Origin of the sequence: Parafrankia irregularis, from assembly GCF_001536285.1 — a bacterium.
In the GTDB taxonomy this organism is placed as follows: Bacteria; Actinomycetota; Actinomycetes; order Frankiales; family Frankiaceae; genus Parafrankia; species Parafrankia irregularis.
In genome coordinates, this window is sequence record NZ_FAOZ01000007.1 from 147,075 (window position 1) to 163,385 (window position 16,311).

The 16,311-nt window shown below is 70.6% G+C and carries 14 protein-coding genes; 7 read left to right on the forward strand and 7 right to left on the reverse strand.

Annotated elements, in window-relative coordinates; genetic code table 11:
- Nucleotides 1-19: 19 nt before the first annotated feature.
- Together AWX74_RS13605 and AWX74_RS13610 are read right to left on the reverse strand one after the other, a co-directional pair.
- On the reverse strand, nt 20-1,213 hold the full coding sequence (locus AWX74_RS13605) for a glycosyltransferase family 9 protein (RefSeq protein WP_091276122.1): 1,194 nt from the start codon (nt 1,211-1,213) through the stop codon (nt 20-22).
- On the reverse strand, nt 1,210-2,541 hold the full coding sequence (locus AWX74_RS13610; RefSeq protein ID WP_091276125.1) for a glycosyltransferase: 1,332 nt from the start codon (nt 2,539-2,541) through the stop codon (nt 1,210-1,212). The genes AWX74_RS13605 and AWX74_RS13610 overlap by 4 nt, the downstream gene beginning before the upstream one ends.
- Nucleotides 2,542-2,759: 218 nt before the next feature.
- Between AWX74_RS13610 and AWX74_RS13615 the strand changes: the two genes are divergently transcribed.
- From AWX74_RS13615 to AWX74_RS13635, 5 genes are read left to right on the forward strand one after another with little or no spacing between them, the layout of a single operon-like run.
- Complete coding sequence (locus AWX74_RS13615) at nt 2,760-3,770, forward strand: glycosyltransferase family 9 protein (protein WP_242666216.1); 1,011 nt, start codon at nt 2,760-2,762, stop codon at nt 3,768-3,770.
- Nucleotides 3,767-4,693 carry a glycosyltransferase family 2 protein gene (locus tag AWX74_RS13620; protein WP_091276128.1) on the forward strand — a complete coding sequence of 309 codons (927 nt, stop codon included), beginning with the start codon at nt 3,767-3,769 and terminating at the stop codon, nt 4,691-4,693. The genes AWX74_RS13615 and AWX74_RS13620 overlap by 4 nt, the downstream gene beginning before the upstream one ends.
- A complete protein-coding gene (gene rfaE2 / locus AWX74_RS13625) occupies nt 4,690-6,246 on the forward strand; it encodes a D-glycero-beta-D-manno-heptose 1-phosphate adenylyltransferase (protein ID WP_091276131.1) in 1,557 nt (518 codons plus the stop codon). The genes AWX74_RS13620 and rfaE2 overlap by 4 nt, the downstream gene beginning before the upstream one ends.
- Nucleotides 6,243-7,211: a glycosyltransferase gene (locus AWX74_RS13630; RefSeq protein WP_091276133.1), complete on the forward strand. Its 969-nt coding sequence runs from the start codon at nt 6,243-6,245 to the stop codon at nt 7,209-7,211. The genes rfaE2 and AWX74_RS13630 overlap by 4 nt, the downstream gene beginning before the upstream one ends.
- A 54-nt stretch (nt 7,212-7,265) precedes the next feature.
- Nucleotides 7,266-8,360, forward strand: coding sequence for an NAD-dependent epimerase/dehydratase family protein (locus AWX74_RS13635; protein WP_091276136.1), 1,095 nt, complete (start codon nt 7,266-7,268; stop codon nt 8,358-8,360).
- A 75-nt stretch (nt 8,361-8,435) separates the two neighbouring features.
- Here AWX74_RS13635 and AWX74_RS13640 read toward each other — a convergent pair whose 3' ends face one another.
- A complete protein-coding gene (locus AWX74_RS13640) occupies nt 8,436-9,617 on the reverse strand; it encodes a zinc-dependent alcohol dehydrogenase (protein ID WP_091276138.1) in 1,182 nt (393 codons plus the stop codon).
- A gap of 403 nt (nt 9,618-10,020) precedes the next feature.
- Between AWX74_RS13640 and AWX74_RS13645 the strand changes: the two genes are divergently transcribed.
- Nucleotides 10,021-10,539 (forward strand): hypothetical protein, encoded by a 519-nt coding sequence (locus tag AWX74_RS13645; protein ID WP_091276141.1) that lies wholly within the window; start codon nt 10,021-10,023, stop codon nt 10,537-10,539.
- Nucleotides 10,540-11,237: 698 nt separating this feature from the next.
- A complete protein-coding gene (locus AWX74_RS13650; RefSeq protein ID WP_311983569.1) occupies nt 11,238-12,524 on the forward strand; it encodes a PP2C family protein-serine/threonine phosphatase in 1,287 nt (428 codons plus the stop codon).
- A 57-nt stretch (nt 12,525-12,581) separates the two neighbouring features.
- Here AWX74_RS13650 and AWX74_RS13655 read toward each other — a convergent pair whose 3' ends face one another.
- The 4 genes from AWX74_RS13655 to AWX74_RS13670 all read right to left on the reverse strand — a co-directional run bounded on the left by AWX74_RS13655 (nt 12,582) and on the right by AWX74_RS13670 (nt 16,305).
- The gene (locus AWX74_RS13655) at nt 12,582-13,082 is read right to left on the reverse strand and encodes a hemerythrin domain-containing protein (RefSeq protein WP_091276149.1); all 501 of its coding nucleotides are present in this window, start codon (nt 13,080-13,082) and stop codon (nt 12,582-12,584) included.
- A 146-nt stretch (nt 13,083-13,228) separates the two neighbouring features.
- The gene (locus tag AWX74_RS13660) at nt 13,229-14,086 is read right to left on the reverse strand and encodes an SDR family oxidoreductase (RefSeq protein ID WP_091276152.1); all 858 of its coding nucleotides are present in this window, start codon (nt 14,084-14,086) and stop codon (nt 13,229-13,231) included.
- Nucleotides 14,087-14,322: 236 nt separating this feature from the next.
- Complete coding sequence (locus AWX74_RS13665; RefSeq protein ID WP_091276155.1) at nt 14,323-15,021, reverse strand: hypothetical protein; 699 nt, start codon at nt 15,019-15,021, stop codon at nt 14,323-14,325.
- 69 nt (nt 15,022-15,090) lie between these two features.
- Complete coding sequence (locus AWX74_RS13670; protein ID WP_091276159.1) at nt 15,091-16,305, reverse strand: hypothetical protein; 1,215 nt, start codon at nt 16,303-16,305, stop codon at nt 15,091-15,093.
- Between the last annotated feature and the right edge of the window lie 6 nt (nt 16,306-16,311).

Sequence of the window (16,311 nt, forward strand, 5' to 3'; positions counted from 1 at the left end):
ACGTCGAGAAGCAGTCCGGTCACCGAGAGCGACACAGGTGGCGGACGGAATCCATGACTTGCTGAACGGTGATGTCCGCCAGACAGGCCGGCTCGCTGACATCCAGGGGGCAACACCCGGACCACCAGCATTCCTGGGTGGTGATCGCCGTCGGTCGGCGGACGGAGCAGCCCGGCAGGCCCTGCAGGTCGACCGTCCAGCCGCGGTGCAGCCCGTACCTGGTCGCCAGCGTCGGTCCGTACAGGGCCACGGTGCGCACGCCCATCACGGCGGCGAGACGGCACGGCCCGGTGTCTCCGCCCACCACCAGACCACCGCGTTCACCGAGCGCCGCGAACATTCCGGCCGCCTCCCGCAGCCCGCTGGCCGGCAGCACCGCCACCGGAGGCCAGGGCTCGGCCCGCGGCTTCCCGCGCGGCACTGTGGGCTCCGCTGACGGGGGCTCCGGTGACGGCAGTCGTGCCACTGGCCAGCCGGCGGCGAGCAGCCGGCTGGCCAGCTGCCGCCAGCGGTCGGCAGGCCACTGCTTGATCGACATACCCGCTTCCGGAATCAGGATCACCGGTGGGTGCCCACCGGTCGGACGTCCCTCCTTGGACAGACCACCCGACCATCCCGATGCGCCCAGGTGACGAGGGTCGGTGCCGCGGAGAGTCCCGAGCCCGGCGAGCGCCCCCGCGAGCGATGCCCTACCCCGCAGCCGTTCGGTGGCAGCGAGCCGGAGACGCCCCGACCGGGCGCGGGCGAGTTCGGCGGAGGCCGTGTCGATCACACCGTCGGCGGCGAGCAACCGGACGAAACGGGCGTCGACCGGCTCGTCCGGCGGCGGCCCGCGCCACAGGTCGTCAACGGCGGCGACGCCGAGATCGGACAGCAGGCGCGGGATGCCGCTGTGCCGGGTAGTCGTGACGGCGAGATCGGGGCAGCGCCGGGTGATCTCGGCGCGCACGGTGGCCCGGACGCTGCCGCCGCTGTGATCGGTCACTGCGACCACGCGGTCCAGCCGCTCATCGGCTGCCAGCAGATCAGCTCCCGGCAGGAAGGTCACGACCCGCATCCGAGCATGCGGATGCGCCGCGATGAGGGCCTCCAGGGCCGGTAGCGCCAGCAGCAGGTCACCGAAGCCGCCGAGCAGCTCGATGACCAGGATGTCGCGGGCGGTGCCAGGCGCGGGAAGCGCAGGCCGCGGCCCGTGGACCGGCCGCTCAGTCATGTTGGGGGAAAGTCGTGACCGCCGCTGAACGCTGCGCCGGCAGGAGGCTCGGCGCGGGCCCGCGCCGACCGCCCCCGTTCCGCGCCGCCGTCTCGGCAGTCCCCGTAGAGCTCCAGGTGCGCGTCGGCGATCCGCGCCCAGCCGCGATCGGCCATCAGCGTCGCCAGGCCGACCCGGACCCGGGCGCCGAGGTCCGCGTCGCCCAGTAGCCGTCGGATGCCCGTGGCCAGCGCCCCGGCATCGCGGACCCGGGGCACGACGACCGCGGTCCGGGCGTCGACCAGCTCCGGATCCGGTGGATCCGCCGCGGTCACCACGACCGGCAGGCGGTGAGCCGCGACCGCGGCCAGCGCACCACTTTTCGCCGTCACGCCCGCGGTGAAGGGCAGCACGGCGATGTCCGCCGCGGTCAGCACCCGGGAGGCTTCCGTCGACGGCAGATGACCGGTCATCAGCACCCGATCAGCCACACCCGCCTCGCGGGCCCGACCCGCGAGCTCACGCCGGAAGGCGTCGGCCTCGGGCTCACTCAGAGCCAGGGAGGCAAATCCGCCCACGATCACAAGGCGGACGCCGGGATGCTCGGGAACCAGCGTCGCGAGCGCCTCGATGAGATACCGCAGGCCTTTCACGGGATGAGCGAAGCCGAAGAAGGCCAGCACGGGCGCCTCCGGTGGCAGCCGGAGCCGTGACCGCACCGCCCGCCGCACAGCCGAACGGTCCGCGCCCGGATCCGGGACGACATTCGCGCCGACCGGAACGGAGCGCGGGCTGATTCCCAGCCTGCCCCGGACCGCGCTCGCATGTGCGCCGTTCGTGACGATGACGCGGCTGCTTCGCGGCGCCAGTGCGAGGGTCTCGCGGTCCCACCAGCGACGCCGCTCGACCAGCCGCCACAGCCGGTCCGGTACGTGCGCCGGCCAGCTCCACCAGTCGTATTCGTGCAGGGTCGTGACGAGCCGCGTACCCGGGGGGAGCAGGAGGGGAAGCAGGCCGACAGCCGGCGAGTAGCCGAACGCGGACGGCGCGAACTGGACGTGGACGACATCCGGTGCGGCCCGGCGCAGCGCGCCCGCCAGCGCCAGGACGCCACGTGCGTTCCATCCGCCCGCCACCTGTATCAACCGCGTGCCACCGGTCGGTTCGGCGGCGCCGGCCGCCGAACCGACCGTGGCCAGCCAGACATCTGCTTGGCGTCCCAGAGCCTGGCTCAGGTGCAGCGTGTAGTCAGCCACCCCGTCCCGCGTCGGCTCCAGGTTGCCGCAGACCAGCGCGATCCTCGGCCGGACCGTCCGCTGCAAGATGGGTGCGGCTCGGGTCACGGGCACCGTGTGCCCTCGTCCGAGCCGTTCAAGCAACCCGCCGGGAGCGGCCTGGGCGCGCTGGCCGAGCTACCGGCCGGCCGACAACCGCGGTACCCCGGCACACCGGTTTGGCGCGCGACCGCCCGGGCAGCCCGCTCACGATGTGCCCTCAACCGCCTGCCCACCCGGCCGCCCTGCGGGGCGCGCCGATCCACTGGGCCGGGATGGAGCGAATCCTGCTCGTGCGGCCTGACAATCTCGGCGACGTCCTGATGATCGGGCCCACGTTGCGTGCGCTGCGGTCGGCGGCGCCGGGTGCGCGGCTGGAGCTGCTCACGTCCCCTTCGGGGGCGGCCGCCGTGCCGCTGCTGGACAGCCTCGACGCCTGCCTGGCCGAATCGGTGCCCTGGCAGGACGTGTCCGGAGGCTCGGTGACGCCCGAATCCCTGCACCGCCTCGTCGCCCGGCTTGCGGCGAGGTCCTACCAGGCAGCGGTCGTGTTCACCTCGTTCTCGCAGTCACCGTGGCCGGCCGCGTACGCCTGTGCGCTGGCGGAGATCCCGGTCCGGGCGGGGGCGTCCCGCGAGTTCGGGGGCGCGCTGCTCACGCACTGGATCGACGACCTTCCGGATGAGGCGCACCAGGTCGACCGGGCCGCGGAGCTGCTGAAACGACTCGGTGTGCCGGTGCCCGAACGCGCTTTGCGGGTGAAGATCCCGCGGCAGGCCGAGCTGGACGCCCAGGCCATCGCCGGTCCGCGGCCCTATGCCATGCTGCTGCCGGGCGCATCCTGCGCATCTCGGCGCTGGCCGCCGCGCCGGTTCGCAGAGCTGGCCGGCCGTCTCGGGTCCGCCGGCCTTCGCGTCCTCGTCGCCGGCACTGCCCGGGAGCACGACCTGGTGCGACAGGTCTGTGCCGGAGCCGGCCCCGCCGGTGTCGACCTGGCCGGGGCCGTGGATCTGGCGACGCTCGCCGCGCTCCTACGCGGGGCCGAGATCGCGGTGACCAACAACTCCGGCGGCATGCATCTCGCCGATGCGGTCGGCGTGCCATTGCTCGCGCTTTTCGCCGGGACGGAACGGGAGTCCGAGTACCGCCCGCGGTCCGCTCACTCTCAGGTGCTGCGCCGCCCGACCCCCTGCGCGCCCTGCCGGGCGTTCGACTGCCCGCTGGGCCACCACGAATGCCTTGACATCACAGCGGCGCGGGTCGCGGACGTGGCACTGGCACTGCGTGCTCGGAGCACCGCATGAACGCCGCGCGAGGCGGAAGCGTCCGGCAGGCCGGCGCCGCCTGCGATCTCGACGTCCTGGTGCCCACGTGCAGCCGGCCGGACGCCCTGGCGGTCACTCTCGGCGGTCTGGCCGCACAGACGGTGCGCGGTTTCCGGGTCGTCGTGTCCGACCAGACCCCGGCGTCGGAGGAGCCATCCGTCGATCGCCCGGCGTGCCGCGCGGTGCTGCGTGTCCTGCGGCTGCGTGGCAGCGAGGTGGAACTGCACCGCGGACGGCCGTGGCGTGGCATGGCCGAACAACGGGACTTCCTGCTATCCCGGGCGCGGGCGGCCCGGGTGCTCTTCCTCGATGACGACATTCTGTGCGAGCCCGGCACACTCTCCCGGATGCTGGCGGCTCTCCGCACGCTGCGCTGTGGCTTCGTGGGAGCGGCGCCGCAGGGCCTCAGCTTCCTCAACGACGTGCGGCCCGCCGAGTGGGCGGCGTTCGAACCGGTCGCCGGTCCACCGGGACCGGAGCGGGTACGCAAAGGGACGCCGTCCTGGCAGCGGTGGCGCCTGCACAACGCGGCGAACCTCGTCCATCTCACTTATCTCACCCAGATGGCCGGCATTGCCGCGCAGCGGCGCGAGTGGTCCGCGTACCGGGTCGCCTGGGTCGCCGGATGCGTCCTCTACGACCGCGTCAGCCTCCAGGAGGCCGGCGGCTTCGGCTTCTGGACGCGTCTGCCCCCGGGGCATCGCGGCGAGGATGTCGTGGCGGCGCTCCGTGTCCTCGAACGGTCGGGTGGGGTGGGAATTCTGCCTCCCGGCACCGTCCATCTGGAACTGCCCACCACGCTGACGGATCGGCGGGTCGACGCCTACGCGGAGATCATCGAAGCCGACGACGCCTGCCACAAGGCCCGCCACGGTCACCGATCCGCAGGGGAGGACTCATGAACGCCGTGTCGGCCTTGCCCGCGACGCGGGATCCGTTCGCCGGGCGGGACGCGCTCGACGCGCTCGCCTCCCTCGATGACCTTGACCTCCTGGTTGTCGGCGACGTCATGCTCGACAGCTGGGTCTGGGGCCCACCCCGAGGCCTGTCCCGGGAGGGACCGGTGCCGGTGGTGGCGGTCGCCGGCAGGTCCGAGGCCCCGGGCGGTGCCGGCAACGCGGCGGCCGCGGCGGCCGGGCTCGGTGCCCGCGTACGGCTGGTCGCCACCGTGGGTGATGACCAGGACGGCACCCGGCTACGGGAACTGCTGGACGACGCTGGCGTGGACACCGCCGCGGTCCTCGACGACCGCGGCCGGCGAACCGTCCACAAGCAGCGGATCTGCTCCGGCGAGCATCTTCACCTGCGCGTCGACAGCGGTGACGAGGCACCGCCCGGGCCGGCGGCCAACGCCGGGATCACCAGCCGCCTGTTCGACGCTCCGGTGGGAGCCCTCGGCCTCGTCGGCTCCTCCGCCGCCGTGCTCGCCTGCGACTACAGCACCGGCCTGTTCTCCCCGGACCTGATACCGCGGCTGGGTTCAGCCGCCCGCAACGCCGGTCGGCCACTGGTCGTGGACGCCCACGACCCCCGCCGCTGGGCCCCCGCAAGGCCGGACATCGTGACACCCAACGCGGGGGAGACCGCCAGCCTGCTCCCTCCCGACGCCTCCGGCCCGTTCCTGGCTGACCGGCCGCGCACCGTGGCCGCCCACGCGAAGGCGATCCTCGCCGCGACCGGAGCCCGGGTCGTCGTCGCCACACTCGACCGCGACGGGCTCGTCGTCCTCGACGGCGAGCGTCCGCCGCTGCACCTGCCTGCCGACCCGGCCCCGGACGGCCACACCGCCGGCGCCGGCGACACCCTCGCCGCCACCCTGGCGACCGCACTGGGCGGCGGGGTGGCGCTGGAGCCGGCCGTCGCCCTCGCCGCCGCCGCCGCGAGCGTCGTCGTCCGCAGGCCCGGCACGAGCGTGTGCACTGCCGCCGATCTCCGCGCCCGCCTGGAACCGAAGCCCACGGGAGCGATCGACCTGCCCGCCCTCGCCGAGCGGGTACACACCGAGCGCCACCGCGGCAGCCGGATCGTCCTCACCAACGGGTGCTTCGACGTCCTGCACCGTGGCCACATCGCCTACCTCGCCGCCGCCCGGGCGCTCGGGGACGTCCTGATCGTGGGAGTCAACAGCGACGCCGGCGTGCGGCGGCTCAAGGGCCCCGGACGCCCGGTGAACTCCCTGGAGGACCGGCTGGCGGTACTGACCGCCATCACGGACGTCGATTATCTCGTCGTCTTCGACGAGGACACCGCGACCGGCCTGATCACCGCGCTGCGGCCGGATGTGTACGTCAAAGGTGGCGACTACACCGAGGCGATGCTGCCGGAGGCGACGCTCGTCCGCGCCCAGGGCGGGCAGGTGCGTTTCGTCGACTACGTGCCCGACCACTCCACCAGCGGGCTTCTCGACCGGATCCGGGGCGGTCGGGCGCCCGCCCTCACGCGGAGGCGGCGATGAACATCCTGCTCTGGCACGTGCACGGCTCCTGGACGACCTCGTTCGTCCAGGGTGGGCACGACTACCTGGTACCGGTGACCCCGCGGCGGTGCCCGGACGGCCTGGGCCTGGCCCGGACGTACCCCTGGCCGCCCTCGGTTGAGGAGGTGCCGCCCGCCGAGCTCGCCGACAGACCGGTCGACGCCGTTCTCCTACAGCGCCCGCACGAGATCGAGCTCGCCTCGCGGTGGCTGCGCCGGCGGCTCGGGCGGGACGTGCCCGCCGTGTACGTCGAGCACAACACCCCCCGCGGCGACGTTCCGCTGACCCGGCACCCGGTCGCCGACCGCGAGGACGTCGTCCTCGTGCATGTGACCCACTTCAACCGCCTGTTCTGGGACAACGGAACCGCCCGGACCCGCGTCATCGAACACGGAATCGTCGATCCCGGGCCCCGCTACACCGGCGAGCTGCCCCGGATCGCCGTGGCCGTCAACGAGCCCGTCCGGCGCGGGCGGATCACCGGCACGGACCTGCTCCCGGCCTTCGCCGCCGCCGCACCCGTCGACGTGTTCGGCCTGGGCGTCCGAGGGCTGCCGGAGGCCACCGGCCTGCCACCCGACCGGCTCACCGTGCTCGACGACCCCCCACAGGCCGAGCTGCACGCCCGGATGGCCCGCCGACGGGTCTACGCGCACCTGCCCCGCTGGACCTCACTGGGCCTGTCCCTGCTGGAGGCGATGCACCTGGCGATGCCGGTGGTCGCGCTGGCCACCACCGAGGCCATGGCCGCGGTCCCGCCCGGCGCCGGAGTGCTCTCCACAGACCCGGCGGTACTCGTCGACGCCGCCCAGGCATACCTCGAGGATCCGGAACTCGCGGCGGAGCACGGCCGCCGCGCGCGCGAGGCCGCACTCACCCGCTACGGGCTCGGGCGCTTCCTCGGGGACTGGGACGAGCTGTTCAGCGACATGGTGACCAGCTGAGCGAAAAGCGCCAGAGCGATTCGAAGCACGTGCCGAGCCCACGGGAGGCCGCTCATGAGCACATCCACATCCGGATCCGGCGCCACCGCCGTCCCAGCCACGCGGCGGGCCGTTGTGGTGGGCGCTTCCGGCAACGTCGGCACGAGTGTCGTCGCCGCCCTGACCCGGTCGGCCGGAATCTCCCATGTCACCTGTGTCGCCCGCCGCCCGCCGGCCGCAGCGGCGGCAAAGACCAGCTGGGTGTCCGCCGACGTGGCCCGCGATGACCTGGTTGGGGTGTTCGACGGTGCGGACGTGGTCATCCACCTGGCGTGGCTGTTCCAGCCCACGCACAACCCGGGGACCACCTGGCGGACCAATGTGCTGGGCAGCATCCGCGTGTTCGACGCCGCCGCCCGCGCGGGTGTGCCGGCCCTCGTCTGCGCTTCGTCGGTCGGCGCGTACTCGCCGGGCCCGAAGGACCGCGCCGTGGACGAGAGCTGGCCGACCCATGGATGGCCGGGCGCGGCCTACACACGGGAGAAGGCCTACCTTGAGCGGGTCCTCGACACGTTCGAACGCGATCATCCAGCCGTGCGGGTGGTTCGCCTGCGGCCGGGCTTCATCTTCCAGCGGATGGCCGCCAGCCAGCAGCGTCGCCTGTTCGCCGGGCCGTTCCTGCCCGGCACGCTGGTCCGGCCGGGCGTGGTGCCCGTGGTTCCCGACCTTCCTGGTCTGCGGTTCCAGGTCGTGCACTCCGAGGACGTCGGCGAGGCCTACCGGCTCGCCGCCGAGCGGAACGTCCACGGTCCGTTCAACATCGCGGCCGAACCGGTCGTCGACAGCCGACTGCTCGCCGAGGCCCTGGACGCCCGCACCGTGCGGCTTCCGGCGAAGGCGACGCGGGCCGCCCTGGCCGTGGCCTGGCACCTGCACCTGGTGCCCACCGCCCCCGGGCTCCTCGACGCGGTACTGCACCTGCCCCTCATGGACACCACCCGCACCCGGCAGGAGCTCGGCTGGAACCCCAGGTACGACTCCCGCGCCGCGCTGGGCAGCCTCCTGCAGGGCCTGCGTACAGGCGCCGGCGGGGATACCGCCGCCCTGGCGCCGGCAACGGCCGCCGGCCGGGTGCGCGAGGTCCTCACCGGCGTCGGGCAGCACTCCTGACACTGCGCGCCTGACGGGCTGATGCTGCGGCGCCTGACGCCGCGTCGCCTGGCGGTGACCAGGCGGGGTCGTCGGTCACGGCCGCAGGATGACCTTGACCGCGCCGTCCTGCTTGCGCTGGAACATCTCGTACGCGCTCGAGGCCTGTTCCAACGGGAGGGTGTGGGTGGCGAACCCGTCCACCCCGAGCGGGTCGTCGTCGGTCAGCAACGGCAGGATCTCCGGAACCCATCGGCGGACGTTGGCCTGCCCCATCCGCAGCTTGAGCTGCTTGTCGAACAACGTCATCATGGGCAGTGGATCAGCCATCCCGCCGTAGACGCCGCTCAGCGACAGAGTGCCGCCGCGGCGGACGATGTCGATCGCGGAGCGGAGCGCGGCGAGCTGGTCGATTCCCACGTTGCGGGCCAGCGGCGCGGCCACCGCCGCCGGTAGGCAGGCGGCCAGCTGGACCATGGACCGCGCCACCGGTGAGCCGTGCGCCTCCATTCCGACCGCGTCGATGACGGAGTCCGGCCCCCGGCCGGCGGTCAGGTCCCGGATGACGTCACCCAGGTCGCGCCCGTGCTCACGCAGGTCGAGGACCTCCACGCCGTGGTCCCGGGCTCGCGCGAGCCGTTCGGGGACGAGGTCGACGGCGATCACCCGGCTGCCCTCGTGCGCGGCCACCCGCGCGGCCATGTCCCCGATCGGGCCGAGGCCGAGGATCGCCACCGTCCCGCCCTTCGGCACGGAGGCATACCGCACCGCCTGCCACGCCGTCGGCAGGACATCCGACAGGTAGACGAACCGCTCGTCGGGTGGACCGTCCGGCACCTTGATGTGGGTCGAGCGCGCATGTGGAATCCGCAGGTACTGCGCCTGCCCACCGGGCACCTGCCCGTAGAGCTTCGAGTAGCCGAACAGGGCCGCGCCCATCCCCTGCTCACGGACCTGGGTCGTCTCGCACTGGGAGTACAGCTGCTCATCGCACATGAAGCACGAGCCGCACGAGATCTGGAACGGCACGACGACCCGCTCACCGACCTGCAGGTCACCGACATCGGTCCCGACCGCCTCCACGACGCCCATCGCCTCGTGGCCGAGGATGTCGCCCTCGGTCATGAACGCCGCCAGCGACTCGTAGAGATGCAGGTCCGAACCACAGATGTTGGTGCTGGTCACCCGGATGACCGCGTCACCCGGGTGCTCGATCCGCGGGTCGGGCACCTCGTCCACCCGTACGTCACGCCTGCCGTGCCACACCACCGCCTTCATGATCCGCCGCCCTCCTCCCACCGCGCACGCCGCCAGCCCCTCATGCCGCGACAACACGAAACCCGGGCGCTTCTCAGGTCGCTTCCAAGCCGCCAACAGGCCCGCTGGTCCCGGCCTCCGGGTACCCGAAAACCTGCACGACACCCCACTCGCACAGACGGGCAAGGACGTGAATCTCCGACATCGTGGCTCACGCTCTGAGGTCCTCTCTTCAACCCTCGACGCCGGCTGGCACGCTGGCACGCCGGGGCGGGTCACACTCGCCTCGACGCCCGTCCCCAGACGACGGGTGCCAAAACGCAGACGGGTGCCAAAACGCATCGGAGAGGACCCGGTGCGAATGCAACAGTGGCGGAACAGTTTCCGGCGGCTTGGGGCGGCGGCCAGGGGGCAAGCCGATGGCATGGGCCATGTGACCGACGAATCGGATCCGCGACTGTTGGGCACCTATCTCAATGATCATCTAGCTGGTGCCGGGGCCGGTGTCGATCTCGCGCATCGGCTGGCGCGGGTGCATCAGGGTACTCCCGCCGGTCCCGCGCTGGCACGTACGGCGGCCGCGGTCGAGCAGGATCGGGCGACGCTGCTCCAGATCATGGGGACGCTCGGAGTGCCGCGACGGGGTCACAAGGAGCTGGCCGGGCGTGTCGCGGAGAAGGTGGGCCGGCTCAAGCTGAACAATCGGCTGTTGCGGCGCTCGCCGGTGAGTTCGGTGATCGAGCTGGAAACACTGTGGCTCGGCGTGAACGGCAAGTCACGACTGTGGCGGACGCTGCGGGCGGTCGCGAACCGCGACGAGAGGCTGAGCCCTGAACTCCTCGACCGTCTCCTCGACCGGGCCCGGGAGCAGGCCGACGAGCTGGAGGACCTTCGCGGGCACGCCGTCGACGAGGTGTTCGACGTACAGCGTCACCGCGTCTGACGGCCGTCCTCCCTGCTAGGAGGACACGAGGACCAACCTGGCTGACCCGAAACCAGCGTTCCATCCCGTCGGAGCACCGCCGACGAGGGTTATCGAGGTCGAGTGCCCGGTGTGTCCTCATCCGGCAGATCCTGTCCTATTCCGAGCAGTAGCAACGTCTGTTCGACGGGATCCTCCCGGGAAGCTCTTTCTTCGTGATCTGCCGGCCTGGAATTCGACCAGAAGTCTTCTTTTTCCTGGCTGCCCTTTTGCATTTCTCTACAGTATTCTGCGCTGCGCTGGCGGCCTTCATGATGTTGCCGGGAGTTTCGAACCTGCGAGGCGCAGGCGGACCGCCCGTCGAGACGAATACGGCACAGATTCTTCTGGGTGACGAAGGCCGCGCCTGTTCAACTTCCTGGCGGCGTTGACATCATCAAGCTGGCAAGGATGGCTCCGTGGGGGCCCGGCGGTATCGCACTGTCGGCCGCCCGGAGCCGACCATGATGCCAGGGTGCCCAATCGCCTGATGACCAGAAAGCAGCCGTGTTGTCCGCACTCGGGGATGCTGGACCAGGCTGACGGGACATCGTGGTGGCGTCCGTCATGGAACAGGTCCTTCAGCGCGGGCTGGGGCCGGTTGGGGACCGCTGATCGCACTCACATGCGCCGGAGCCTGTGCTGGTCCGGTGTAGCTCTACCTGCCTATGGTGAAAGCAGTGAGTGAGCGAGGGGTCTTTGACGCGTTGGCACTGCTGACCGCGATCGAGCGGGCGGCACCGGCCGACGCCACGGACGTGCTCACGGCGCGGCTGCAGGAGGACCTGGGAGCCCTCAGTGCGTCGTTCCTGATCGCGGATTACTCCAGCGACGTCCTCGCCCGGTTCTCCAGACCCAGCGACGGTGCGATGGTCATGGAGAAGGTACGCATACACGGCACCCTGCAGGGCCGGGTACTGCGCACCCAGCGCCCGTCCTCGGACCTCGACGGTGATCGGCTCCTCATCGTCGCGCCGGTCACCGCTCGCGGCGAGGCGATCGGGGTGATCGAGGTCGTTTTCTCCGCGCCCGCGCCCGCGGTCGAACACGGCGCCGGTGCGGCACCCGTCGGAAGCGCCACCGCGGATCATCTCGACCATCTGACGACCGAGATCTCCCACGCCGCACATCTGTTCGCCTATACGGTCGTCCTCAACCGCCGCTACACCGACCTGTTCGAATGGGGCCGCCGTTCGGTGCCCCTCTCACTCGCGGCCGAGATCCAGCGCAGGCTGCTGCCGGACTCGTTCACCTGTGAAAGCGCGCAGGCGACGATCGCGGGCTGGCTGGAACCCTCGGCCTCGGTCGCGGGGGACACCTTCGACTACTCCTTTGGACCATCCGATCTGTACCTGTCGCTGACGGACGCTATCGGCCATGGGTTGGCCGCGGCCATCCTGGCCACCCTGACCGTCAACGATCTGCGGAACGTCCGCCGGGCACCGGACCCGAGAGGCCTCGCGGCGATGGCCGACCACGTGAACGCCATGCTGGTGGAACACTCCAACCTGGAGCAGTTCGTCACCGGCCTGTTGTTCCACATCGACCTGCCCAGCGGCGCGTTGCGTGCTGTCAACGCCGGCCACATCCCCTTCTACCTGCTGCGGGATGGCACGGTCGAACAGATCGGCTGGCCGCCGGAGCCCGCGTTCGGAATGTTCCCGGAAACCGCCTACGCCGTCCGTCACCTGCAGCTGCGCGCAGGCGACCGCCTGCTTCTCGTCACCGACGGCATGGTTGACCGCAACGCCGCCCGGATCGACCTACCCGCACAACTCTCGGCGAACAGTCACCTGCACCCGCGGGAACTCGTCCAGCACCTTGCCAGGCTCGTCCTCGACGCCTGCGACGGCGACCTCCAGGACGACGCGACAGTCATGTGCCTGGACTGGCACCAACGCAGCGGACCACAGCGCCGGGTCTCCAGCGGAGCCGACCCCAACCGCGCCTCCGGCCCCGAACAGTGACGACACCATCGGCCGCGGCTGACGACACGATCGGCCGCGCTTGAAGCAGCATGGCTACTACTTGATGACGGCGTCGACGGTCTTCTTGAGGGCGCTCGGCTGGGCTGGGTCGTGCGGAGCCTTCTCCTTCGCTTCCAGCAACCGTTCCCCGATCTCGGACAGCTGCTTGCGGCCGAGTGCCTCACGAACCCGGGGAAAAAACTCCCGCTCTTCCTCGTCGATGTGGTGTTTCACGTTCTCGATCAGAACTGCCGCCTTGGCGCTGAAACGCTCCGCCTCGGGCGAGAGCGCGGCCAGCTCCGCGATGAGGAGGTCCGCGACGTGATGCTCCTCGTACGATTCAAGGATGTCGTTCTCCAGCGCCGGCAGCAGACCGCGCACCTCCGGGTACATGACCTCGTTCTCGATGTAGGTGTGCACCGTGAGCAGTTCCATGAACTTGTCGGCAAGCCTGGCCTTCGCGGCATAGGCCTTCTCCCCTGCCTCCTGGAAGCGCTTGAACGCAGCCTTGATCGCCTTGTGATCTTCTTTCAGGAGCACGATGGCGTCTGTCGACATTTCATCTCCTCCAGATCTTGACGAAGTGAGCTCCGCTCAGCCGTTCCCCAGCCCCCGGCGGCCGGCCTAATCCTTTGGCTGGTCCTCTGGCCCCGGTACAGAGACGTCACGGCGCCTCAGAGTGGTCGCGGCGGGCGCGGCGGGCGTCATCCGGGCTTGGCCTCGCCGCCGACCGGAGTCAGGACCTGCCCGCTGTAGTAGCTCGACAGCTGCTCGGACGCCAGGAAGACGTAGCTGGGCGCGATCTCGTCGGGTTGCGCGGGGCGGCCGAGTGGTGCCTGGGTGCCGAAGCTCGCGACCTTCTCCGGTGGCATCGTCGCGGGGATCAGCGGCGTCCACACCGGGCCGGGGGCGACCGCGTTCACCCGGATGCGTCGGTCGATGAGCGCCTGCGCGGTCGCGTAGGTGAAGGCGAGCACCGCGCCCTTGGTCGCCGAATAGGCCAGCAGCGAGCCGTTACCGCGCAGGCCGTTCACCGACGCGGTGTTGATGACGGCCGCGCCGTCGGGTAGATGGGCGAGGGCGGCCTTGGTCACCCAGAAGAAGCTGTGGATGTTGACGGCGAAGGTGTAGGCCCACTCCTCACTGGTGATCTGCGTGAGGTCGTCGGTGCTGCGCTGCACCGCCGCGTTGTTGACGACGGTGTCGAGCCGGCCGAACTCGTCCATCGTGCGGCGGACCAGCTCCTCGCAGTGCGCTTCGGTGCCGACGTCCCCGGGCAGCAGCAGGGCACGCCGGCCGGCCTGCTCGATCAGTTTCGCGGTGTGTTCGGCGTCGGCGTGCTCGGAAAGGTAGGAGATCGCGACATCGGCGCCCTCCTTGGCGAAAGCGACTGCGACCGCCCGGCCGATTCCGGAATCACCGCCCGTGATCAGCGCGACCCGGTCGAGCAGCAGGTTCCGCCCCACATAGGCCGACATCTCATCTTCGGGTGGCGGGATCACCGCCGCTGTCTCACCCGGCCAGATCTGTTCCTGCTCCGGGCGCTGCTGCTCGTTACCCATGGATGTCGCACCTCCCACATCGGGCCCTGCCGGAACCAAACCTGACCGAGGTCTGTTCAGAAGCCGGGGCGGTAAACGTGGCCGCGTGCCCGGTCGCGTCTTCCTGGAGCTGACGGTTGCGCCAGGGACAGATCCAGACGTATCGCCAGGCCGCGGGGTCGCGGGCGATGCTCGTCTTCCGTAACAGCGCCGCCGCACGGGAGCTACAGCAGTCCGCCGTGGCCCATCGGCCTGTGTCAGCCCGGGGTGACCGCGTTGCGTACCGCGTCGACGGCCTTCTCCGCGGCCTGGCCGATCTTGTGGATCGTGGGGTGTTTCGCCTGGGCGAGCACCGTCATGCGGAGCGTGTTCAGCGCCCAGGCCGTGTGGCCCGCCGCCGCCTTCGAGAGGATGCCAGCGGCGCCGGTCAGGGCCTTCCGGGCGGCACCGTCGTCGGCTTTCTCGGCGAAGGCCGACAGCAGCGCGGCGTTCGCGACGCACTGGTTCGCCCCTGCCAGGAAAGCCTGCAGACCTGCCTGTTCGAAGGTTATGGGGTCGGCGGAGCCGGACAGCAGAAGTGCCTCCACGATCTTGTTGTCCAGACCTTCCGTGGCCCGGCCGGCCGGGCTGGCGTACTGCGGATTGCCACCGAGGTCACGGATCAGCCGTTCCCAGATGTCGACGGCCTGCAGGGTCTCGGTCTCCAGCTCGGCGTAGCGGGAACGCAGCGCCGGGTTGTCCGTACGGGCGTGCAACGTGCACAGAAGGTTAAGGCTCATCCGCTCGTGGGCGATGAAGCCCGAGAGCTGGTCGGCGAGAAACGGGCCATTCAGACCGCTTCCGGCCGCGAAGTCGTCGAACTGCTGGTCCTGGACCGTCCGGTCCGGCGGCACCGTGACCATGGGCCCGGGCTTGATCACCGCTCCGGTCTCGGGTCGCACCGCTGTGGTCACCATGTGATCTTCCCTCCGGTTTCGCGGGTGGGAGTTCCTGACGAGGGGATGCGTGACGGTCAGACGCGTGGATCAGCGGTGGCCGGCGAGGGCCTCTTCGCGGAGCCGTTCGACGGGGTGCGGGCCCTCGGTCTCAAGCCGGTACTCCGCCCCGAAGCGGTCCCGGTGGGCGTCGATGACCTCCTCGCTGGGGCTGCCGCCCGCGTTGACCTTCCTGAGGTTGTCCTGGAACCGGTGGTGCGCGTCCATCACGTAGCCGGTACCGAGGCTGGTCAGGTCGAGCTGCGTGGCGAGCACCTCTCGGACGTACTGCTTGTTCGGCTCCAGCAGGACCGGCTCGGGCAGCGCGGCCGGCAGCACCTCGGCCGCCTCCCGACCGTCGTAGCGCTTCAACAGGTCGGCGGCGATCCGCAGCTGCTCGATCTCCATGGCCAGGTGCAGGTCCCAGAGCCGGGCGATGCGCGGGTCGGTCTCCTGGCCGGCGAACGAGTGGTACATGTAGCACTCGTTGTACTCGTGCAGGACCAGCTGCTCGAACCAGCTCTCGCCCGGGTCGAGCATCGATTCGTACTGCGTCACGTGCTCTTCCTCGACCATCGCGATCTCCGCGTAGAGGGAGCGCGCGATGGGCTCCAGGTACCGGTTCCCGATGGTCATGTAGAAGTTCATGGTCTGCTGCTCGGCCGCGGTGATCGTGAGGGCGTGCAACCGGCTGAGCGGGTCGACCGTGTGCTTGTCGTAGTGCCGGCGGATGTTGTCGGCGGGGTGGCGGTGCTCGACCTGTGTGGGCCGCCCCGGCATCACCTCGGTAAGCCGGTGGACCACCTGCTCGGCCTTCTTCCCCTCCAGCAGCTCGTAGAGGTTCGCGTACCGGTACAGGTGGTCGAAATCTTCCAACAGGCCGAAATCGTAGGTCTGCTTCAGGTAAGGATCAGGCTCACTGCGAGCCAGCCACGCGGTGAGGTCGACGGCCTCCTGCTCGTAGCCAAGGGTGACCTCCAACGTCGATTCCTCGCCCGGAATCAACCAGTTCACGGCTTTCTGCTGCTGTTGCTCGATGCGGCGGATCTCCGCAAGCGCGGCCTTCACCTCCGGGACGTCGGTGTGCCGGGCGAACTGGTGGCTGAACAGCACCGCCTCGACCTCGATGCCGTTCATCGCGATCACCCGGCACCGGGTGTACGGGTCGACCGCCGCCTTGTCGTACGGCTCGACATTGAGTTCCGACCAGTTCCGCACCTGATCGTCCAGAGCGATGCCCTTCTCTTCGAGCGGATTGAAACGCACGTCGCC